At 69.7% G+C, this 20,147-nt stretch carries 18 protein-coding genes; 12 read left to right on the forward strand and 6 right to left on the reverse strand.

Annotation, left to right across the window (positions count from 1 at the left end; translation table 11 throughout):
* Positions 1–11: 11 nt before the first annotated feature.
* The 7 genes from rseP to lpxB all read left to right on the forward strand — a co-directional run bounded on the left by rseP (position 12) and on the right by lpxB (position 8,234).
* Entirely contained in the window at positions 12–1,160 is a 1,149-nt protein-coding gene (rseP, locus tag ACFSCV_RS01350) for an RIP metalloprotease RseP (protein ID WP_378796252.1), read from the forward strand.
* 175 nt (positions 1,161–1,335) lie between these two features.
* Positions 1,336–3,723: an outer membrane protein assembly factor BamA gene (gene bamA / locus ACFSCV_RS01355; protein ID WP_378796254.1), complete on the forward strand. Its 2,388-nt coding sequence runs from the start codon at positions 1,336–1,338 to the stop codon at positions 3,721–3,723.
* Positions 3,724–3,819: 96 nt separating this feature from the next.
* A complete protein-coding gene (lpxD, locus tag ACFSCV_RS01360; RefSeq protein ID WP_378796256.1) occupies positions 3,820–4,893 on the forward strand; it encodes a UDP-3-O-(3-hydroxymyristoyl)glucosamine N-acyltransferase in 1,074 nt (357 codons plus the stop codon).
* Positions 4,890–5,372 carry a 3-hydroxyacyl-ACP dehydratase FabZ gene (gene fabZ, locus ACFSCV_RS01365; protein WP_378796258.1) on the forward strand — a complete coding sequence of 161 codons (483 nt, stop codon included), beginning with the start codon at positions 4,890–4,892 and terminating at the stop codon, positions 5,370–5,372. The genes lpxD and fabZ overlap by 4 nt, the downstream gene beginning before the upstream one ends.
* Before the next feature lie 23 nt (positions 5,373–5,395).
* The gene (gene lpxA / locus ACFSCV_RS01370; RefSeq protein WP_271201392.1) at positions 5,396–6,208 is read left to right on the forward strand and encodes an acyl-ACP--UDP-N-acetylglucosamine O-acyltransferase; all 813 of its coding nucleotides are present in this window, start codon (positions 5,396–5,398) and stop codon (positions 6,206–6,208) included.
* Positions 6,205–7,059, forward strand: a complete 855-nt coding sequence (locus tag ACFSCV_RS01375; protein ID WP_378796260.1) for an LpxI family protein — start codon at positions 6,205–6,207, stop codon at positions 7,057–7,059. Before lpxA ends, ACFSCV_RS01375 begins: the two co-directional genes overlap by 4 nt.
* On the forward strand, positions 7,056–8,234 hold the full coding sequence (lpxB, locus tag ACFSCV_RS01380; RefSeq protein ID WP_378796262.1) for a lipid-A-disaccharide synthase: 1,179 nt from the start codon (positions 7,056–7,058) through the stop codon (positions 8,232–8,234). Before ACFSCV_RS01375 ends, lpxB begins: the two co-directional genes overlap by 4 nt.
* Before the next feature lie 69 nt (positions 8,235–8,303).
* Here lpxB and gltA read toward each other — a convergent pair whose 3' ends face one another.
* A complete protein-coding gene (gene gltA / locus ACFSCV_RS01385; RefSeq protein ID WP_378796264.1) occupies positions 8,304–9,596 on the reverse strand; it encodes a citrate synthase in 1,293 nt (430 codons plus the stop codon).
* Positions 9,597–9,779: 183 nt separating this feature from the next.
* Entirely contained in the window at positions 9,780–11,207 is a 1,428-nt protein-coding gene (gene gltX / locus ACFSCV_RS01390; protein WP_378796266.1) for a glutamate--tRNA ligase, read from the reverse strand.
* 109 nt (positions 11,208–11,316) lie between these two features.
* Here gltX and ACFSCV_RS01395 point away from each other — a divergent pair, with 109 nt between their 5' ends.
* Positions 11,317–13,647, forward strand: coding sequence for a ComEC/Rec2 family competence protein (locus ACFSCV_RS01395; RefSeq protein ID WP_378796268.1), 2,331 nt, complete (start codon positions 11,317–11,319; stop codon positions 13,645–13,647).
* Here ACFSCV_RS01395 and lexA read toward each other — a convergent pair.
* From lexA to ACFSCV_RS01415, 4 genes are all read right to left on the reverse strand, one after another.
* Complete coding sequence (lexA, locus tag ACFSCV_RS01400) at positions 13,641–14,354, reverse strand: transcriptional repressor LexA (protein WP_378796270.1); 714 nt, start codon at positions 14,352–14,354, stop codon at positions 13,641–13,643. The genes ACFSCV_RS01395 and lexA overlap by 7 nt on opposite strands.
* Before the next feature lie 132 nt (positions 14,355–14,486).
* Positions 14,487–15,011 (reverse strand): peptide-methionine (S)-S-oxide reductase MsrA, encoded by a 525-nt coding sequence (gene msrA / locus ACFSCV_RS01405; RefSeq protein WP_378796272.1) that lies wholly within the window; start codon positions 15,009–15,011, stop codon positions 14,487–14,489.
* Positions 15,012–15,236: 225 nt separating this feature from the next.
* The gene (locus ACFSCV_RS01410) at positions 15,237–15,473 is read right to left on the reverse strand and encodes a hypothetical protein (protein ID WP_378796274.1); all 237 of its coding nucleotides are present in this window, start codon (positions 15,471–15,473) and stop codon (positions 15,237–15,239) included.
* Positions 15,470–15,634 carry a hypothetical protein gene (locus ACFSCV_RS01415; RefSeq protein ID WP_378796276.1) on the reverse strand — a complete coding sequence of 55 codons (165 nt, stop codon included), beginning with the start codon at positions 15,632–15,634 and terminating at the stop codon, positions 15,470–15,472. Before ACFSCV_RS01415 ends, ACFSCV_RS01410 begins: the two co-directional genes overlap by 4 nt.
* 271 nt (positions 15,635–15,905) lie before the next feature.
* On the opposite strand from ACFSCV_RS01415, the gene ACFSCV_RS01420 reads away from it, so the two are divergent.
* Genes ACFSCV_RS01420 through ACFSCV_RS01435 form a run of 4 tightly spaced genes read left to right on the forward strand, consistent with a single transcriptional unit; the run spans position 15,906 to position 20,125 of the window.
* Entirely contained in the window at positions 15,906–16,508 is a 603-nt protein-coding gene (locus ACFSCV_RS01420) for a class I SAM-dependent methyltransferase (RefSeq protein ID WP_378796278.1), read from the forward strand.
* A gap of 4 nt (positions 16,509–16,512) precedes the next feature.
* Positions 16,513–17,001, forward strand: coding sequence for a (2Fe-2S)-binding protein (locus ACFSCV_RS01425; RefSeq protein WP_378796280.1), 489 nt, complete (start codon positions 16,513–16,515; stop codon positions 16,999–17,001).
* Positions 16,998–19,193: a xanthine dehydrogenase family protein molybdopterin-binding subunit gene (locus ACFSCV_RS01430; protein WP_378796282.1), complete on the forward strand. Its 2,196-nt coding sequence runs from the start codon at positions 16,998–17,000 to the stop codon at positions 19,191–19,193. Before ACFSCV_RS01425 ends, ACFSCV_RS01430 begins: the two co-directional genes overlap by 4 nt.
* 17 nt (positions 19,194–19,210) lie before the next feature.
* Positions 19,211–20,125 carry an oxidoreductase gene (locus ACFSCV_RS01435; RefSeq protein ID WP_378796284.1) on the forward strand — a complete coding sequence of 305 codons (915 nt, stop codon included), beginning with the start codon at positions 19,211–19,213 and terminating at the stop codon, positions 20,123–20,125.
* Positions 20,126–20,147: the final 22 nt, after the last annotated feature.

A 20,147-nucleotide genomic window follows, 5' to 3' on the forward strand; every position in this document is an offset into this window, starting at 1 on the left:
CGAGGCTGTGGATGTCTTTCCTCAATGAAATGCTCGGCGCCGGCGGCGCGACGCTCGGTTACGTGATCCCGTTTCTGTTCGTGCTGACGCTGGTGATCTTCGTCCACGAACTTGGCCACTTCCTGGTGGCGCGCTGGACCGGCGTGAAGGTCATGGCGTTCTCGATCGGTTTCGGGCCGGAGCTGTTCGGTTTCGACGACCGCCACGGCACCCGCTGGCGGCTCGCGGCGATTCCTCTCGGCGGCTACGTCCGTTTCAAGGGCGACGACGACGCGGCGAGCACGCCCGACGTCGACGCGCTCGAGCGCATGACGCCGGAACAGCGTAAGGGTAGCTTCTTCTACGCGCCGCTCGCGAGCCGCGCCGCGATCGTCGCGGCCGGGCCGATCGCGAACTTCCTGCTGGCGATTGCGATCTTCGCCGTTGTGTTCATGGCGGTCGGCCGCCCATCGACCGACGCGGTGGTCGATCAGGTCGAGCCGGGCAGCGCCGCCGCCGAGGCGGGGCTGACGCCGGGCGACCGCGTGCTCGCGATCGACGGCAAGGAGATTCGCTCCTTCAGCGACATGCAGCGCATCGTGACCATGAGCGCCGGCCAGACTTTGCGGCTCACCGTCGAGCGCGGCTCGACCGAGCTCACGCTCGCGGCGACGCCGCGCCAGCGGGAAATGACCGACGGCTTCGGCAACAAGCAGCGCATCGGCGTTCTCGGCGTGACGCGTTCCACGAGCGCAGCGAACGTGCGCCACGAGACCTTCGGGCCGATCGACGCGACGGTCGAGGGCGCCAAGGAGACCTGGTTCGTCGTGGCGAGCACGGCGCGGTATCTCGGTCGCCTGGTGATCGGCCGGGAATCGGCGGACCAGATCGGCGGCCCGATCCGGATCGCGAAGACCTCCGGCGACGTCGCGACCCTGGGATTCGTGGCGCTCATCAACCTCGCCGCGATTCTGTCGGTCTCCATCGGCCTGCTGAATCTGATGCCGATTCCCATGCTCGATGGCGGCCATCTGCTGTTTTATGGGGTGGAGGCGCTGCGTGGCCGGCCGCTCGGAGCGCGCGCGCAGGAGTTCGGGATGCGCATCGGGCTGGCGCTGGTGCTCATGCTGATGATCTTCGCGACGTGGAACGACATCGTTCACCTTTCGTCGCTAGGATAATAATTTGAGGGCGTGGCTGCGCAGCAACGGCCGCGATGAAACGTCGGGATCGTGTCGAGTAGCGAGTTTGCACGTGCGTAAAAGTTCGATAGAAGCGATCGGCGTCCAGCGTCGAAGTCCTTCGGATTTCAGCGTTTGCGCGAGTCCGCAGGAAGGCACGGGGGTCCGTCAACCCATGAAGCGTATCGTACGAGTTGTCGGGCGCGTCGCCGTCGCGTCGTCAGTCGCGGTCGGGGCCGTGGTTGCCGGGACGGGCTTCTGGGTCGCGGGCGTCTCCGAGGCGCACGCCCAGCGCGCCAGCAGCATCGTCGTGCGCGGCAACCAGCGCGTCGATGCCGAGACCGTGCGCTCCTATTTCACCGGCGGACCGCTCGATCAGGCCCGCATCGACGAGGGCATCCGCGGGCTGTACGCCAGCGGCCTGTTCTCCGACGTCCGCGTCTCGCGCTCCGGCGGCGGGATCGTCGTGTCGGTGAGCGAGAACCAGGTCATCAACCGCGTGGCGTTCGAGGGCAACTCGAAGGTCAAGGACGCGGTGCTGGCGGCCGAGGTGCAGTCCAAGCCGCGCGGGCCGTTCAACCCGGCGATCGTGCAGGCGGACACCCAGCGCATCAGCGAGATCTACCGCCGCTCCGGCCGCTACGAGGCGAGCGTCGAGCCGAAGACGATCGCCCAGCCGAACGGCCGCGTCGACCTCGTCTTCGAGATCAAGGAAGGCGGCAAGACCAACATCGGCTCGATCAATTTCGAGGGCAATCAGGCCTATTCTGACGGCACCCTGCGCGACCAGATGACGACCACCGAGTCGAACTGGCTGAGCTGGCTGAAGACGTCGGACGTCTATGATCCGGACCGCATCAACGCGGACCTCGAGCTGATCCGCCGGTTCTATCTGAACCACGGCTACGCCGACTTCCGCGTCGTCTCCGCCAACGCCGATCTGAACCGCGAGACCAACGCCTTCACGATCAACATCGTGGTGGACGAAGGCCAGCAGTACCGCTTCGGCGCGGTGAACGTCGAATCGAGCGTGCCCGAGATCGACGCCTCGACGCTGCAGCGCCGCGTCGTTTCGAGCTCCGGCTCGGTCTACAGCGCGCAGGACGTCGACAAGTCGGTTGAGGCGATCTCGCTTGAGCTCGCCTCGCGCGGCTACGCCTTCGCGCAGGTCCGCCCGCGCGGCGACCGCAACCTCGAAGGCCGTTCGATCAACCTCACCTACGTGGTCGAGGAGGGCGCGCGGGTCTATGTCGAGCGCATCAACGTGCGCGGTAACACCCGGACGCGCGACTACGTCGTGCGCCGCGAGTTCGACCTCGGCGAGGGCGACGCCTACAACCAGATATTCATCGATCGCGCCGAGCGTCGTCTCAAGGCGCTGGGCTTCTTCAAAAACGTCCGCATTTCGACCGAGCCCGGCTCGTCTCCCGACCGCGTCATCGTCAATGTGGACGTCGAGGATCAGCCGACCGGCGAGTTCTCGATCGCCGGCGGCTACTCCACCTCGGACGGCATCATCGGCGAGGTCGCGCTCGGCGAGCGCAACTTCCTCGGCCGCGGCCAGTACGCCCGCATCGCGGCGCAGCTCGGCCAGAACGTGCAGGGCTTCGACTTCTCGTTCACCGAGCCGTATTTCCTCGGATCGCGCGTCTCCGCCGGCATCGATCTCTATGCCAAGGAGCGCGACGAGACCGACTACTCGTCCTATCGGATCAACACTTACGGCGGCGGGCTGCGCTTCGGCTTCCCCGTCACCGAGGAGATCACGATCGGCACGCGCTACCAGATCTACCAGCAGGATCTGCGCGTCCCAGGTCGTTACGACATCCGGAACTCGGACGGCACTCTGAACGATGATCGCGCGTCGGTCGCTCTGCTCGAGGCAGAGGGCAAGACGCTCACCTCGCTCGCCGGTCTTTCGCTGATCTACAACACGCTCGATAACCCGCGGGATCCCCGCTCCGGCATCTACGCGGAGCTGAAGGGCGATCTCGCCGGTATCGGCGGCGACGTGAAGTTCGCGCGCGCCACTTTCGACACGCGGTACTACCAGTCGCTGTACTGGGACGACCTTGTGGGTATCGCGCGCGTCCAGGGCGGCCATATCGCCGCCTGGGGCAAGGATGACCTGCGCGTTCTCGACCATTTCTCGGGCGGTCCGGACCTCGTTCGCGGCTTCGAGCCGCAGGGCTTCGGCCCGCGCGACGTTGGGACGGGCAATCCGGCCATCGGCAGCCCGAACGACGATCCGCTTGGCGGCACCACTTACTTCGGCGGCTCGCTCGAGGCGCAGTTCCCGATCTACGGCCTGCCGAAGGAACTGGGCCTGAAGGGCGCGGTGTTCGCGGACGCCGGCACGGTGTTCGGCTACGAAGGCATCACGGATTATCGCGGTATCGAAGTGAACGACCGGGACAGCAAGAAGATCCGATCTTCGATCGGCGCCTCGCTGCTCTGGACCTCGCCGCTCGGCCCGATCCGCTTCGATTTCGCCAAGGTGCTGTCGAAGGAGAAGTACGACGAGACGCAGGTGTTCCGCTTCTCGGGCGGCACGCGCTTCTAACAGACGGCTTTCGGCCGGACCAAAAATCTTCTAAACGGGCGGCGAGCCATGCTTCGCCGCCCGTTTTTCGTCGGCGGCCTCCGCCGATCGAGCGACATGATCGAACCGCGTTTCTTCCCCAAGCCCGAACCGCTCGACGTTGGCCGGCTGCTGTCCATCACCGGGGCTACGCTCGCCGCCGGCGCTGCGGACGGGCTCGCGATCTCCGGGATCGGTCCGATCGATCGAGCCGGGCCGGCCGACCTCACCTTTCTCGACAATCCCGCCTATGCGGCCGAACTCGCCGAAAGTCGGGCGGGAGCCTGCCTGCTCGCCCCAAAGTTCCTGGACCGCGCGCCGGCCGGACTTGTCGCCCTTGTCTCACCGGAGCCCTATCGCGCTTTCGCGCGCGTGGCCGCGGCGCTCTATCCTGCAGCCTCCCGGCCGCAGCCGGTGTTCGGAGCAGGCGTCGCGCCCGGCGCGATCGTGCATCCCGACGCGCGGCTCGAGCCTGATGTCACGATCGATCCCGGCGCCGTCGTCGGCCCGCGCGCCGAGATCGGCCGCGGCGCGGTGATCTGCGCCAACGCCGTCGTCGGGCCCGACGTTCGCATCGGGCGCGACAGCGTTCTCGGTCCCGGCGCGACCGTCGTCCACGCCCTGATTGGGGACCGCGTGATCCTGCATCAGGGCGCGCGTGTGGGGCAGGACGGATTCGGTTTCGCCATGGGCCCCGGCGGCCATCTGAAAGTGCCCCAGATCGGGCGGGTGGTGATTCAGGACGACGTTGAGATCGGCGCCAACACCACCATCGACAGGGGAGCCAACCGCGACACCGTCATCGGCGAAGGCTCCAAGATCGACAACCTCGTGCAGATCGCCCACAACGTCGTCGTGGGGCGCCACTGCGTGATCGTCTCGCAGGTCGGCATCTCCGGCAGCGTCACGCTCGAGGATTTCGTCGTGCTCGGCGGCCATGTCGGCGTGGTCGGCCATGTCCGCATCGGCATGGGCGCGCAGATCGCAGGCTCCAGCAATGTCCGCGAGGACGTTCCGCCCGGCGCGCGCTGGGGCGGGACGCCCGCCAAACCCGTCCGCGACTGGTTTCGCGAGATGACGACATTGAAGCGCATCGCCTCGGAAGGCCGGTCCCGGCCGCAGTCCGAGGCGCCTGAAGGTTCCCCATCATGACCGATTTGGAAGCCAAGGCCGACGAGACGCCCAGGACGCTGAGCGCCATCGACATCCAGACCATCATGGCCTACCTGCCGCACCGCTATCCGTTTTTGCTCGTCGACAGGATCGAGGAGATCGACGGCGACCGCTCGGGCGTCGGGATCAAGAACGTCACCTTCAACGAGCCGCACTTCCAAGGCCATTTTCCGCAGTCGCCGGTGATGCCGGGCGTGCTGCTGATCGAGGGCATGGCGCAGACGGCCGGGGCCATGTGCGTTTCGGCGCGCGTCGCGCCCGGCTCGCCGCGGATCGTCTATTTCATGACGATCGACAAGGCCAAGTTCCGCAAGCCGGTCGTGCCGGGCGACGTGGTCCGCTACCACATGACCCAGATCAAGAAGCGCGCGAACATGTGGTGGTTCCGCGGAGAAGCGAAGGTCGAGGGCAAGATCGTCTGCGAGGCGGAGGTCTCCGCCATGCTCGTCCACGATTGATCCCCTCCGGTTCGGGAGACCTGATGCCTGAAATTCATCCGACCGCCTTCGTCGCGGAAGGCGCGCGGCTGGCCGACGACGTGGTCGTCGGCCCGTTCTGCGCCATCGGCCCCGAGGTCGAGATCGGCGCGGGTTCCGTGCTCCGCAGCCACGTCGCCGTCGACGGCCGCACCGTCATCGGGGAGGGCGCGCAGATCTTCCCGTTCGCGTCGGTCGGGCACCAGCCGCAGGACCTGAAGTACCGGGGCGAGCCCAGCCGGCTCGTGATCGGCCGCGACGCCTTGATCCGCGAGAACGTGACGATCAATCCGGGGACCGAGGGCGGCGGCATGCTGACGGAGATCGGCGACCGCTGCGCTCTGCTCGCGGGATCGCACGTCGCCCACGACTGCCGGATCGGGAACGACGTCATCCTCGTCAACAACGTCATGGTGGCGGGCCACGTGACGATCGGAGACTTCGCGATTCTTGGCGGCGGGTCGGCCGCGCATCAGAACGTCCGCATCGGAGCGCATGCTTTCGTCGGAGGGCTGACGGGGCTTGAGAACGATCTCATCCCCTTCGGCATGGCGACGGGCAACCGTGCGACGCTCGCCGGCCTCAACATCGTCGGCCTCAGGCGGCGCGGTTTCGAGCGTGACGCCATCCACGCGCTGCGCCGCGCTTTCCGCAGCGTGTTCGAATCGTCCGAAGGCACGCTCGCGGAACGAACGGCAGCGGTCGCCGCCGAGCATGCCGGGTCTCCGCTGGTCGAGCGCATGGTCGCCTTTCTCCAGACCGGCGGCGAGCGCGCGATCTGCACGCCGCAGTCCGGCGACGCCGCGGCGCGGGCGTGACGCTCGCTCCGCTCGGCCTGATCTGCGGATCGGGCTCGCTGCCGCTCGAGGTCGCGGAAGGCGCGCGCGCCGCAGGCCGCGACGTCTTCCTCCTCGCGCTCCGCGGCTCCGCCGACAAGGGAATCGAGCGCTATCCCCACGCCTGGCTCGGCCTCGGCGAGATCGGCAAGCTGCTCAAGCTGCTCGAGAAGGTGGGCGCGAAGCAGCTCGTGCTCGTTGGCGGGGTGCAGAGGCCGGCGTTGCGCGACATCCGGCTGGACATGACCGGGCTGATCAGCATGCCCGAGATCCGGCGGCTGATGTCGGCCGGCGACGATCACCTGCTGAGCGGCGTGATCGGTTTTCTGGCGGCGCGGGGCTACGAGGTGATCGGCGCCCATGAGGCTGCGCCCGGGCTGACGGCTTCGGAAGGCCTGCTCGGGGCGCGCGACGCCACCGCGGCCGACGCGACCTCTGTGGCCGCGGGCCTCGCGGTGCTCGCGGCGCTCGGGCCCTACGACGTCGGCCAGGCCGCGGTCGCCATCGGCCGCCGCATCGTCGCGGTCGAGGCTGCGGAGGGCACCGACATGATGCTGCGGCGCGTCGCCCGGCTGGCGGAGAAAGGCCGGATCAAGCGCGAGGGGCGGGGCGGGGTGCTGGTGAAGGCGCCGAAGCCCGGCCAGAACCTGCGCGTGGACCTGCCCGCGATCGGTCCGCGGACGATCGAACTGGCGGCCGCGGCCGGGCTTACCGGCGTCGCCGTGGCGGCGGGCGGCGTGCTTCTCGCCGAACGCGCCCGGATCGTCGAGTTGGCGGACAGCTCCGGCCTGTTCCTCGCGGGCGTGCCGCAGGCGGCGTTCGGCGCGCCATGACGCCGCGGTCCGTCGCGGTCGTCGCAGGGGAGCGGTCCGGCGACGCGTTGGGCGCCGACCTCGTCCGCGCGCTCAAGGCGAGGCTGCCCTCGGACGCCGCGTTCTTCGGCGTCGCCGGTCCGCGCATGCTCTTGGAAGGCGTCGAAACCCTTTTTGCGATGGACGACATCGCGGTGATGGGGATCGGGCCCGTCATCGCCCGGCTTCCGACGCTGCTCCGGCGCATCCGGCAGACCGCCGACGCCGTCATCGCCCGGCGGCCCGATCTGCTCGTCATCGTCGACAGTCCGGATTTCACGCACCGTGTGGCGCGGCTCGTCCGCGCGGCGCTGCCGGACCTCGCAATCGTCGACTACGTGTCGCCGAGCGTGTGGGCCTGGCGGCCGGGGCGCGCGGCGGCCATGCGGCCGTACGTCGATCACGTCCTCGCGCTGCTGCCGTTCGAGCCGGAGGCGCACCGGCGCCTGGGTGGCCCGGCCTGCACATATGTCGGCCATCCACTGATCGAGCGGCTGGCCGACCTGCGTCCGAGCCCGGGCGAGCGCGCCGACATGGGAGCGGAGGGAGTGGCGCGCCTCGTCGTGTTGCCCGGCAGCCGGGCAGGCGTCGCGCATCGGCACATGCCGCTGTTCGGCGAGACCCTGAGTCGTCTTGGCGTCGACGCGAAAACAGCCGCCGTCACCATACCGACCACGCCCGGCCTTGCGCCGGAGATCGTCCGCATGTCGGAAAGCTGGCCGCTGAGGCCGACCATCGTGACGGGCGAGGCGGAGAAGCTCGCGGCCTTCCGGCAGGCGCAGGCGGCGCTCGCGGCGTCTGGCACCGTGACGCTCGAACTGGCGCTTTCCGGCGTACCTATGGCAGCGGCCTACAAGCTCGAATGGTTCGCGCCGCTGCTGAAACCGTTCATCCGCATCGAGGCGCCCTTCATCCTGCTGCCGAACCTGATCCTCGGCGAGCGGGCGATACCGGAGCTTGTCCATCGTGACGCCACGCCAGAGAAGCTGGCATCCGCCCTTGCGCCGCTTCTGCGCGACGGGCCGGAGCGGCGCGCCCAACGCGACGCGCTCGGCAGGCTCGACGAAGCCATGAGGCTGCCAGGCGGCGTCGCGCCGTCCGAACGGGCCGCGGAGGCCACTCTGGTCGCCTGGGCCGCCAAGCGACGTGGACCCTGAATGAAAAAAACGCCCGCGGGACCCGCGGGCGTTTGGACTTCACATACGTGAGGGCGCGCGGCCCACCGATCAGCGGCGCTGGTCGATCGGGACGTAATCGCGCAACGCGGCGCCGGTGTAGAGCTGGCGCGGGCGACCGATCTTCTGGCTCGGATCCTCGACCATCTCCTTCCACTGGGCGATCCAGCCGATGGTGCGCGCCACCGCGAACAGCACGGTGAACATGTCCGTCGGGAAGCCCATCGCCTTCAGCGTGATGCCCGAATAGAAATCGATGTTCGGATAGAGCTTCTTCTCGACGAAGTAGTCGTCCTTGAGCGCGATCTGCTCGAGCTGGATCGCGACCTCGAGCAGCGGATCGTCCTTGATGCCGAGCTCACCGAGCACCTCGTGGCAGGTCTTCTGCATGATCTTGGCGCGCGGATCGTAGTTCTTGTAGACGCGATGCCCGAAGCCCATCAGGCGGAACGGGTCGTTCTTGTCCTTGGCCTTCTTGACGTATTTCTCGACGTTGTCGGGCGTGCCGATCTCCGACAGCATCTTCAGGGCCGCCTCGTTCGCGCCGCCATGCGCCGGCCCCCACAGGCAGGCGATGCCGGCGGCGATACAGGCGAAGGGATTGGCGCCCGAGGAGCCGGCGAGGCGCACCGTCGAGGTCGAGGCGTTCTGCTCGTGGTCGGCGTGCAGCACGAAGATGCGGTCCATGGCGCGCGCCAGGACCGGGTTCACCTTGTACTCTTCGCACGGCACCGCGAAGCACATGTTCAGGAAGTTCGCCGAGAAATCGAGCGCGTTCTGCGGGTACACGAACGGCTGGCCGATCGAATACTTGTAGGCCATGGCGGCAAGCGTCGGGATTTTGGCGACCATGCGGATGGCCGCGATCTCGCGCTGGTCCGGATCGGTGATGTCGGTCGAGTCGTGATAGAACGCCGACAGCGCGCCGACCACGCCGCAGAGCACCGCCATCGGGTGCGCGTCGCGGCGGAAGCCGGAGTAGAACCGCGACATCTGCTCGTGGACCATGGTGTGGCGCGTCACCAGCCGGTCGAACTCGGCCTTCTGGGCCGAGGTCGGCAGTTCGCCGTGCAGCAGCAGGTAGCAGGTCTCGAGGAAGTCGCCGTTCTCGGCCAGCTCGTCGATGGGGTAGCCGCGGTACAGCAGCACGCCCTCGTCGCCGTCGATGAAGGTGATCTTCGACTCGCAACTCGCGGTCGAAGTGAAGCCGGGATCGTAGGTGAACAGCCCCGTGTGCTTGTAAAGCGTCTGGATGTCGAGGACGTCCGGGCCGACCGTTCCGTGTCGTACGGGGAGATCCAGCTCGGCGGACCCAACCTTCAGCGTTCCGTTCGCGTCGCTCATGCGCCATGCCCTTCGTCGTTGGGATGCCGATGGAAGTCCTCGGGCGGGCGACGTCCGGCCCCGGGAGGGAAGCGCCGTGGGCAGGGACGACTTTAGGAGGACTTCGATTGGCGTAGCCCAAGTTTTGTTGCGGCGCAAATAGGGCGTGGCGCGCAAGCGGGCAGGCCGATCCTCAATGTTTGATCACGATAGCGCCTGATCCCGGATGCGTCCGAGGCTCTCCTCGCGGCCGAGCGCGACCAGCACGTCGAAGATGCCGGGCGAGGTCTTGCGGCCGGTCAAAGCCGCCCTGAGCGGCTGCGCCAGAGCGCCGAGCTTGACGCCGGCCTCCTCCGCCAGAGCGCGCACGGCGTCCTCCGCCGCGGAGGCGCTCCAGTCCGTGATTTCCTCGAGCCGGTCGGCGAGTTTCGCCAGCAGCGCGCGGGCGTCGTCGGTCAGCAGCGCCTCGGCGGCGGGCTCCAGCGCCAGCGGGCGCGAGTCGATCAGGAACCGGGCGCCGTCGATAAGCTCGACAAGGGTCTTCGCGCGCTCCTTCAGACCGGGGAGGGCGGTCGCGAGCGCCGGCCAGCGCCCGGTCTCGTCCAGCCGCCGCGCCGCTTCCGGGCCGCCCGGCAGATAGGGCAGCGAGGCCTTCAGGGTCGCCAGCAGCTCGTCGTCCGGCGTCGAACGCATGTAATGCCCGTTGAGGTTCGACAGCTTCGCCATGTCGAACCTCGCGGCCGACCGCCCGACGTCCCTGATGTCGAACCACTCGATCGCCTGCTCCGTCGAGAAGATCTCGTCGTCGCCGTGGCTCCAGCCGAGCCGGGCGAGGTAGTTCCGCAGCGCCGAGGGCAGGAAGCCGAGTTCGCGGTAGGCTTCGGCGCCGAGCGCGCCATGGCGCTTCGACAGCTTCGCGCCGTCGGGGCCATGAATCAGCGGGATGTGCGCCATCTTCGGCACGGCCCAGCCGAGCGCCTCGTAAATCTGGGTCTGCCGGGCGGCGTTGGTGAGGTGGTCGACGCCCCGGATCACATGGGTGACGCCCATGTCGTGGTCGTCGACGACGACCGCGAGCATGTAGGTCGGCGTTCCGTCCGAGCGCAGCAGCACGAGGTCGTCGAGGTCCTTGTTGGGGATGACGACGCGGCCCTGCACCAGATCGTCCACCACGGTCTCGCCTTCGGTCGGCGCCCTGAGGCGGATGGCGGAGGGACGGCCCGCGGGCGCGTCGCTCTCCGGCCGGTCGCGCCAGCGCCCGTCATAGCGGGGCGGGCGGCCTTCCGCCTGGGCGAGGCTGCGCATCTCCTCGAGCTCCTGCGCCGTGGCGTAGCAGCGGTAGGCGCGGCCCGCCGCCAGCATCTGCTCCACGGCCTCGCGGTGACGGGCGGCGCGGGCGAACTGGAAGATCGGCTCGCCGTCCCAGTCGAGGCCGAGCCAGGTCAGGCCGTCGAGGATTGCCGCGATCGCTTCCTCGGTGGAGCGCGCCCGGTCCGTGTCCTCGATGCGCAGCAGCATTTTGCCGCCGAGCGATTTCGCGAACAGCCAGTTGAACAGCGCGGTGCGGGCGCCGCCGATGTGCAGGAAGCCGGTGGGCGAGGGCGCGAAACGGGTGACGACGGTCTCGGTCACGGGCGGTCTCAAAACTGCTCAGGGGTGAAAAGCCTGCTTGCGACAAAGCCGCTTCGCGCGAAGGCGCGCCCGTGTAGCATGGGCCGCAAGCAGGGGAAACAGCGCGGCCATGGGCGGGCAGCCGGGCTACGACGGGCGGAAGCGGGGCGCGCGGGCGATCGCGCTGCCGGGCGCGCGCTCCGTCGGCGACAGCGGCACGCTTGGCCTCCTCCGGGCCGCCCGTGGCTGGTTCGCGGCCCATTTCGCCGAAGAGATCGAGCTCGGGCGGCCGGCGCTCTGGTTTCCGGTCGCCTTCGGCGTCGGCGTGATCGTCTATTTCGCCGCGGCGGAAGAGCCGCAGCTTTGGGCCGCGAGCCTGCTCGCAGGAGCGGCCGTCATGGGCGTGATCGCGGCGCGGCGGCGTTTCATCGCGCTCGGCGTCACGCTCGGGCTGGCGGCGGGCGCGCTCGGTTTTCTCGCCGCGAAGATCGCAGCCGTGCGGGCGGAGGCGCCGCAGCTCGCCCGCGCCCAGCGCGCCGAAGTCGTCGGCCGCGTCGTCCTGATCGAGCCCCGCGACCGCGGCATGCGGCGCGTGACCGTCGCGGTCGAGCGGCTCGGCGACCTCAAGGCCTCCGGGACGCCACGACGGGTGCGCGTGACGATCGGGCGGGAACCTTCGCTCGACGCCGGCGACCGCGTGTCGCTGACCGCGTTCTGGCGCGCCCCGCAGGGCCCGGTGCGGCCCGGAGGCTACGACTTCGCGCGCGTCGCGTTCTTCCAGGGCGTGGGCGCGACCGGCGCACAGCCGAAGGACGTCCGGCGCCTCGCTCCGGCGGTGGAGGAGACGGCGCTGGAGCGGGTCTCCGCCGCGGTCGAGCGCCTGCGCGCCCGCCTGACCGAACGGGTGGTCCAGGCCATCGGGGGCGGTCCCGAGGCCGCTGTCGCGGCGGCGCTGGTGACGGGCGTGCGCGGCCCCATCCAGCAGGACGTCGACGACGATCTACGCGCCGCCGGCCTCAGCCATATCCTCTCGATCTCGGGCCTTCACATGGCTCTGGTCGCGGGCGTGCTGTTCTGGCTGCTGCGCGCGGCGCTCGCGCTGTCGCAGACCGTCGCGCTCGGCTGGCCGGTGAAGCAGATCGCAGCCGTCGCGGCGCTCGGCGGGGCCGCGTTCTATCTCGCGCTCTCCGGCGCGGAGGTCGCGACCCAGCGCGCTTTCCTCATGGCGGCCGTCGTGTTCGCGGCCATCCTGATCGGCCGGCCGGCGCTGACGCCGCGGAACCTCGCGCTCGCGGCGCTCGCGGTGACGGCGCTGACGCCCGACGCGCTGCTCGGGCCGAGCTTCCAGATGTCGTTCGCCGCGGTCGCCGCGCTGATCGCGACCTTCGAGGCCTGGCCGCGCCGCCGCGAACGTCCCGAATCCACGACGCGGCTCGGCGCGGCGATCCGCTGGCTCGGGACGGCGGCGGCGGTCGCGCTTGTCACCACCCTCGTCGCGGGGCTCGCGACAGCGCCCTTCGCCGCCTACCACTTCCACCGCGTGACGCCCTATGCGCTCGCCGGCAACGCGCTCGCGACGCCGCTGATCAGCCTGATCGTGATGCCGAGCGTCGTCGGCGGGCTGCTGTTCGCGCCGCTCGGCCTCGACGGGCCGTGGTGGCGGCTGATGGGCCTCGGCCTCGACGGCGTGCTCGCGATCGCCCGCGCCGTCGCGTCCTGGCCCGGCGCGGAGCGCGCGACCGGCGCCTTCGGCGAGGCCTCGCTTCTCCTGTTCGCGCTCGGGATCTGCTGGCTCTGCCTGTGGCGGACGCCGCTGCGCTTTCTCGCCGTCGCGCCTATTCTCGCCGCGTTCGCGCTCGCGGCCTGGCCGACGCGGCCCGACGTGGTGATCGATCCGGCCGGGCGCTCCATGGCGGTGCGCGGGCCGGACGGAAAGCTCGCGCTCGTCGGCGCCGGGCGCAGCGGATTCGCCGCCAAGGTCTGGCTCGCGGCCGACGGCGAAGGGCCGCCAAGCCCGCCCTCAGGCGCCCGCCGGACCGCAGGAGCAGGCCGCTGCGACGCCTATGGCTGCGTCGCGCCGCTTGCGGACGGAGGCGTCGCCGCGCTGGTCTGGGACCCGCGCGCATTCGAGGAGGACTGCCGGCGCGCCACGCTGGTTGTGACGCGACTCGAGGCGCCGCCCGCCTGCTTCGACCGCGCCGCGGTCGTCGACCGCCGCGCGCTCGCCGCGACCGGCGCGCTCGAACTCAAGCGCGACGGCCCTCGCTTCCTAGGAACAGCCGCACGAACGCCCGGAGGCGACAGGCCGTGGTCGCCGGCCGGCTTCGAGCCCCCTCCCGACGTCGCTCTCCGACTGCAGTTCGCGCCGCGCCGCGCGCCGACCTCCGCTGAGTCAGACGCCGTCGATCCCACCGAAGTCCCGGAGGAGCCCGACGAGCAGGGGGCCGCAGACGATCAGTAGCGGCGGATCAGCCCAACAAGCCGGCCCTGGATCGCGACCCGGTCGGGACCGAAGATGCGCGTCTCGTAGGCCGGGTTCGCCGCTTCCAGAGCGATCGAAGCGCCGCGCTTGCGCAGTCGTTTCAGCGTCGCCTCCTCGTCGTCCACCAGCGCCACCACGATGTCGCCGGTGTCGGCCACGGTCTGCTTGCGGATGAGCACGAGGTCGCCGTCGAGAATGCCGGCCTCGATCATCGAATCGCCGCGCACTTCGAGGGCGAAATGCTCGCCGGCCGAAAGCATGTCGGGCGACACCGCGATGGTGTGGCTCTTCGCCTGGATGGCCTCGATCGGCACGCCCGCGGCGATCCGGCCCATGACCGGGATCGCCACCATGCGCTCGTCCTCGTCTTCCTCCGCTGCCGGAGGACGGGCCGGGCGGACCTTGCCGAGATTGCCCTCGATGACGCTGGGGGTGAAGCGGCCGGCGGGGCGCGACACCGGCGGCGCCGCGGCCTCGGGAAGCTTCAGCACCTCGAGGGCGCGCGCGCGGTTCGGCAGACGGCGGATGAAGCCGCGCTCCTCCAGCGCCATGATCAGGCGGTGGATGCCGGACTTGGACTTGAGGTCCAGCGCGTCCTTCATCTCGTCGAACGAGGGGGGAACGCCGGTCTCCTTCAGCCGCTCATGGATGAAGCGCAGCAACTCGTACTGCTTGCGGGTCAACATGTCCGGCTCCGCGACGTCAAAAACAAATCATGAACAGATATCTACCTGTTCTAGATGTGTTCCGCAAGGGTTAACGTCGCGTTTACGGCGACGGCGCTTCCGCGCCGCCGCGTCCCGCGCGGATGCGGCCGCTCAGCCGGCGCGGCGGACCTCCTCGCGCGCGGGCAGCCGCCAGTTCGGCCGGATGAAGTGGCAGGTGTAGCCGTTGGGATAGCGCTCGAGATAGTCCTGATGCTCGGGCTCCGCTTCCCAGAACGGGCCGGCCGGCGCGATCTCGGTCGCCACCTTGCCCGGCCACAGCCCCGAGGCGTTCACGTCGGCGATGGTCTCCTCGGCGATCCGCTTCTGGTCGTCGTCCAGGACGAAGATCGCGGAGCGATAGCTCAGGCCGACGTCGTTGCCCTGCCGGTTCAGGGTGGTCGGGTCGTGGATCTGGAAGAAGAACTCCAGCATGCGCCGGAAGCTCGTCACGGCCGGGTCGTAGACGATCTCGATCGCCTCGGCGTGGGTTCCATGATTGCGGTAGGTGGCGTTGGGGACGTCGCCGCCCGTGTAGCCGACGCGGGTCGAAACCACGCCCGGCTGCCTGCGGATCAGGTCCTGCATGCCCCAGAAGCATCCGCCCGCCAGAACCGCACGCTCGGTCGCAGTGGTCATCGCCGTCTCCTCAGGGTTCGATCGTGGCCCTGATATCGGGATGCGGCGCCGGATTTTCAAAAGCGGGAAAGCGGGGCCGCGTGAGCGCGACCGCGCCGCAAGGCGTGCGGCCACCGAAGGCGCCCGTGCTCCTGGTCGCCTTCGGTGGCCTTAGCGGTCGTCGGTGGGGACATGCCGCCGACCGCCAATCAGATCAGTGAATGGGGCTCCCTGATCCGATCTCGTCTATCTCCGGCCGGCGCAGACGCTCCCGGCGCGGCCCCGAGGGTCAGGCGCGCAGAACGTCTGCGCGCCATCCGCTTCGGCGGCCATGGGAAGGCGGTCGCCCTTGGCGGCGCTGTTGGAGATCTTGGTCATCGTGGCGATCGGGTCGCGGCTCTCGGCGTAGCCGATCATTGCGGGCAAGGGGAGCAGCAGAAGCGCCAGCCAGCGCAGGCCTCTCCACGTCGGCCAGCGGATCATGACTCGCCTCCGCAGGCCGGCCCGGCGGCCGCGCAGGCCTCGGCCACGACTGTCTCGCCTGAAACCACGACGGCTCCCATCGCCTCCGAGGTGAGCATCAGCGACGCTCCGAGGCAGCCGGTCCGGACCAGCCGGGCGACGATTGCTTTCGAAAGGCTCATGCGGCGCTCCCGGTTTCGTTTCGGCGACGTCCCGGTGGCCCTCGAGCCGCCGCGTCGTTCGCCGTCTGACCGAAACCATGCGCCGCGGCGCGGTTGCGTTGGATTGAGAGATGTTAAGAAATATTCGGAGGACGTCAGGGTCCTCGCTTCCAGCCGGAAACATCTCTTAACAACACGCAATCCAAAGCAACCTTTCGGCGCCTCACGGTTCTGTCTCCCAAGCGGCTGAAGCGGCTCCCCCGTCCGCTCCGCGACCGACAGGAACCAGTCCATGAACGTCACGACGACCTTCGACGGCCTCACCTTCATCAGGGAATGGCTGACCGCTCCTCTGCGCGTGGGAGCGATCCTTCCGTCCGGCGCGACCCTCGCGAGGGTGATGACCGCGGAGATCGACCGGAACGTCGGCGCCGTGATCGAGCTCGGGCCCGGCACCGGCGTCTTCACCCAGGCGCTGCTCGAACGCGGCGTCCCGGAGCATCGGCTGGCGCTGATCGAGACAGGCTCCGAGTTCGCGACGCTGCTGCAGCTTCGCTTCCCCGAGGCGCGCACGCTCTGGATGGACGCCTCCGCGCTGCGCCACGTCGCGCTGTTCGACGGCGAAAAGGCCGGCGCCGTGGTGAGCGGGCTGCCGCTGCTCTCGATGAAGCCCCGCAAGGTGATCATGATTCTGGACGGCGCTTTCAGCCATCTGAAGCCGGGCGGCGCGTTCTACCAGTTCACCTATGGGCCGAACTGTCCGGTTCCCCGGCCGATCCTCGATCGGCTCGGCCTGAAGGCCAGCCGCGTCGGCCGCGCGCTCGCGAACATGCCGCCGGCCACGGTGTACCGGATTCAGCGCCGCGCCCCGCGGCGGCCCGGCGGGGAGGGCTGATCCCATGGCGCATTCCCTCACGATCAACGGCGAGATTCATCGGGTCGAGGCGGACGGCCGCACGCCCCTGCTCTGGGTTCTCCGCGACACGCTGAAGCTCACGGGTTCGAAATACGGCTGCGGCGCCGGCCTGTGCGGCGCCTGCACGGTGCATGTCGACGGTCAGCCCGCGCGATCCTGCTCGCTCACGCTGGCCGATCTCGCCACCTCACGGATCACGACGATCGAAGCGATCGCCGGCGCGGAGGCCGAAGCCGTCCGCGACGCCTGGGTGCGGCGCGACGTGCCGCAATGCGGCTTCTGCCAGTCCGGCCAGGTCATGAGCGCGATCGCTCTGCTTCGCGAGACGCCGTCGCCGACCGACGAAGACATCGACGCCGCGATGAGCGGGAACCTCTGCCGCTGCGCCACCTACAACCGCATCCGCGCCGCGATCCACGACGCCGCGGGGCAGCTCCGTCGGCAGGCCGACGGCGAAGGAGGCCGGACATGAGCCCCGCCGTTACCGAAGCGCCGGCCTCCCGGGGCGGCTTCCGGATGTCGCGCCGCAGGCTGATCCTCGGCGGGACGCTCGTGGGCGGCGCGCTGATCGTCGGCTACGCCGCGACCCGCCCCGTCGAGACCATCGGCGCCATCCTGCAGGCCGGCGGAGGAGACCCGGAACCGAGCGTGTTCGGTCCGTTCATCCGCATCTCCGCGGACGGCTGGGTCACCATCGTCAACAAGCACCAGGAGATGGGGCAGGGCGTCCACGCCGGGCTCGCCGCGATGGTGGCGGAGGAGCTCGACGCGGACTGGGACCGCGTCCGCGTCGTCGACGCGCATGGCAACTTCCGCGCCTACGGGCCTCAGCTCACCGCCGGATCGGGGTCGATCGCCGGCGCCTGGGACACGTTGCGCAACGCGGGCGCCGCCGCACGGGCGATGTTCGTCGCGGCCGCCGCCCAGCGCTGGGACGCGCCCGAAGAATCGCTCGTGGTGCTCGACAGCGTCGTGTCGGACCTGAACTCCGGCATGTCGGCGAGCTTCGCCGAGCTGCTGGAGGAGGCCTCGCGGCAGACCCCGCCCGACGCCCCGGAGCTGAAGCGGCCCGAAGCCTACCAGCTGATCGGAACCGACCGGGTCCGCCGCAAGGACAGCCTCCCGAAGAGCTCCGGTCGGCAGGTCTACACGCAGGACGTCCATCTGCCGAGCATGCTGACCGCGATGGTGGCGCGCAGCCCGCGCTTCGGCGGCGCGCTGGTGAGGTTCGACGCGGCCGAGGCGCTCAAGATCGCGGGCGTGGTCGACGTCTTCGCGATCGAGAGCGGCGTGGCGGTCGCCGCCGAGAACACCTTCGCGGCGAAGCTGGGGCGTGACGCTCTCAAGGTCGAATGGGACGACAGCGGGGCCGAGAAGCGCTCCTCGGCGGAGCTCGTCCGCGAGCACCGCGAGATCGCGGACGGCCGCTCGGACATCAAACCGGCCGCCTTCCAGACCGTCGGCGATCCCGAGACCGCGTTCGGCCAAGGCGCCGTGGAGTTCGCGTTCGACTTTCCCTATCTCGCCCACGCGCCCATGGAGACCCCCGATTGCGTCGCCCGCATCGACGGCTGGAGCGTCGAGATCATCTCGGGATCGCAGATGCCGACGATCGATCAGGTCCAGGCCGCGCGCGTCGCGCTCACGCTTCCGGGAAAGGTCGACATCAAGGTGCTGCCGGCCGGCGGCTCCTTCGGCCGCCGCGGGGTCCTGTCGGCGGATTATCTCATCGAATGCCTGCGGATCGCCAAGCGCACGAACGGGCGTCCGGTGAAGCTGATCTGGACCCGCGAGGACGACATCACCGGCGGCTATTACCGGCCGATGGCGCACCATCGCGCATGGGTGGAGATCGGCGCGGACGGTTTTCCCGCCCGATGGCGCCATCATGTGGTCGCCCAGCCGCTGTTTTTCATCGGAAACGACTTCACCGTCGAGGGCGTGAGGGACTCTCCGTACTTCTCGACCGCCTCGGTCGTGGACGGAAAGATCTTCGAGCCGAGCGCCCCGACGCCGGTCTGGTTCTGGCGGTCCGTCGGGCATTCGCACACCGCCATGGTGATGGAGCACATCGTCGACCAGCTGGCGCGGCGGGCCGGCCGCGATCCCGCCGAGTACCGGCGCGCGCTCTATGAAAAGGCGAACGCGAGCCGGCGGCTCGTCGTGCTGGACGAACTCCGCCGCAGGGCGGGCTGGGGCGAACGGCTCGAGCCCGGCTGGGCGCGCGGCATGGCGGTCCACGAAAGCTTCGGAACCGTCGTGGGCCAGGTCGCGGAGGTCCGGCTCGAGGGCGGCCGTCCCGCGGTCCGCAGGGTCGTCGCGGTGGTCGACTGCGGGATCGCGATCTCGCCCGATCAGATCGCGGCGCAGATGGAGGGCGGGGTCGGCTACGGCCTCTCCGCGGCGCTCCACGGGGCGATCACGCTGAAGGACGGCCTCGTTCAGGAGACCAATTTCGACGGCTACCCGCTCCTGCGCATGAACGAGATGCCGGCCGTCGAAACGCACATCATCCGCTCGACCGCCCGGCCGACCGGCATGGGCGAGCCGGGCGTGCCTCCGATCGCGCCGGCGGTCGCCAACGCCCTCCTGGCGCTGACCGGCGAGGCGACGGCCGCTCTTCCGTTCCGGCGCCGGGACCAGCCCGCGACAGCGGGCCTCTGAAGGACAACGAACACGTCATGGCGAAGTGGTCTCTAGCCGACATGCCGTCCCAGAAGGGCCGGTCCGCCGTCGTCACCGGCGCCGGCGGGCTCGGCTATGAAACCGCGCTCGCCCTGGCCCGCGCCGGCGGCGCGGTCGTCGTCGCCGGGCGGGACGTCAGGAAGGGCGAGGCGGCGGTCGCGCGCATCCGTCGCGAGGCGCCGTCGTCGGACGTCCGGTTCGAACTGCTCGACCTCGCCGACCTGAGGTCGGTGTTCGCCTTTGGCGAACGGATGCGGGCCCGGACGGACAGTCTCGATCTTCTGGTCAACAACGCCGGCGTGATGACCCCGCCGCGTCGCATGGAGACCGTGGACAGGCTGGAGCTGCAGCTCGGCACGAACTATCTCGGCCACTTCGCGCTGACCGGGCGTCTTGCCCCTCTCCTGCAGAAGGGCCGAAAGCCGCGCGTGGTGACGCTGTCGAGCGTCGCGGCGCGCAACGGAGCGATCGACTTCGGCGACCTCAACGCCGAGAAAGGCTATCAGCCGATGACGGCCTACAGCCAGTCGAAGCTCGCCTGCCTGATGTTCGCCTTCGAGCTGCAGCGCCGCAGCGAGGCCGCCGGAATGGGAATCGCCAGCATCGCCGCCCATCCCGGCATCTCGCGCACGGATCTGCTGCACAACGCGCCCGGCCGCCTCAGCGTCGCGGGCGTCCTCCGCTCCGCGCTCTGGTTCCTGTTCCAGCCGCCGGCGCAGGGCGCGCTGCCGACGCTTTTCGCCGCCACGGCGCCGGAGGCGAAGCCCGGCGGGTACTACGGGCCCGACAGGCTCGGCGAGACGCGCGGACATCCGGCGCCGGCGCGGATCCCGCCGCAGGCGCTGGACTTGGACGCCGCGACCCGGCTCTGGCGCTACTCGAAAGCGCTCACCGGCGTGGATTTCGGATAGCGGCGGCTCGCCGTCATCGGGC

The sequence above is a fragment of the Methylopila henanensis genome, from assembly GCF_042681025.1.
GTDB classification, from domain to species: Bacteria; Pseudomonadota; Alphaproteobacteria; order Rhizobiales; family Methylopilaceae; genus Methylopila; species Methylopila henanensis.

What these genes read in the sequence shown, in the direction of transcription:
- ACFSCV_RS01435 (WP_378796284.1), top strand. Translation starts at nt 19,211, where the DNA reads ATGGCGAAGTGGTCTCTAGCCGACATGCCGTCCCAGAAGGGCCGGTCC.
- ACFSCV_RS01420 (WP_378796278.1), top strand. Translation starts at nt 15,906, where the DNA reads ATGAACGTCACGACGACCTTCGACGGCCTCACCTTCATCAGGGAATGG.
- ACFSCV_RS01410 (WP_378796274.1), bottom strand. Translation starts at nt 15,473, where the DNA reads ATGATCCGCTGGCCGACGTGGAGAGGCCTGCGCTGGCTGGCGCTTCTG.
- msrA (WP_378796272.1), bottom strand. Translation starts at nt 15,011, where the DNA reads ATGACCACTGCGACCGAGCGTGCGGTTCTGGCGGGCGGATGCTTCTGG.
- gltA (WP_378796264.1), bottom strand. Translation starts at nt 9,596, where the DNA reads ATGAGCGACGCGAACGGAACGCTGAAGGTTGGGTCCGCCGAGCTGGAT.
- ACFSCV_RS01430 (WP_378796282.1), top strand. Translation starts at nt 16,998, where the DNA reads ATGAGCCCCGCCGTTACCGAAGCGCCGGCCTCCCGGGGCGGCTTCCGG.
- ACFSCV_RS01415 (WP_378796276.1), bottom strand. Translation starts at nt 15,634, where the DNA reads ATGAGCCTTTCGAAAGCAATCGTCGCCCGGCTGGTCCGGACCGGCTGC.
- bamA (WP_378796254.1), top strand. Translation starts at nt 1,336, where the DNA reads ATGAAGCGTATCGTACGAGTTGTCGGGCGCGTCGCCGTCGCGTCGTCA.
- lexA (WP_378796270.1), bottom strand. Translation starts at nt 14,354, where the DNA reads ATGTTGACCCGCAAGCAGTACGAGTTGCTGCGCTTCATCCATGAGCGG.
- lpxB (WP_378796262.1), top strand. Translation starts at nt 7,056, where the DNA reads ATGACGCCGCGGTCCGTCGCGGTCGTCGCAGGGGAGCGGTCCGGCGAC.
- ACFSCV_RS01425 (WP_378796280.1), top strand. Translation starts at nt 16,513, where the DNA reads ATGGCGCATTCCCTCACGATCAACGGCGAGATTCATCGGGTCGAGGCG.
- fabZ (WP_378796258.1), top strand. Translation starts at nt 4,890, where the DNA reads ATGACCGATTTGGAAGCCAAGGCCGACGAGACGCCCAGGACGCTGAGC.
- lpxD (WP_378796256.1), top strand. Translation starts at nt 3,820, where the DNA reads ATGATCGAACCGCGTTTCTTCCCCAAGCCCGAACCGCTCGACGTTGGC.
- lpxA (WP_271201392.1), top strand. Translation starts at nt 5,396, where the DNA reads ATGCCTGAAATTCATCCGACCGCCTTCGTCGCGGAAGGCGCGCGGCTG.
- ACFSCV_RS01395 (WP_378796268.1), top strand. Translation starts at nt 11,317, where the DNA reads ATGGGCGGGCAGCCGGGCTACGACGGGCGGAAGCGGGGCGCGCGGGCG.
- rseP (WP_378796252.1), top strand. Translation starts at nt 12, where the DNA reads ATGTCTTTCCTCAATGAAATGCTCGGCGCCGGCGGCGCGACGCTCGGT.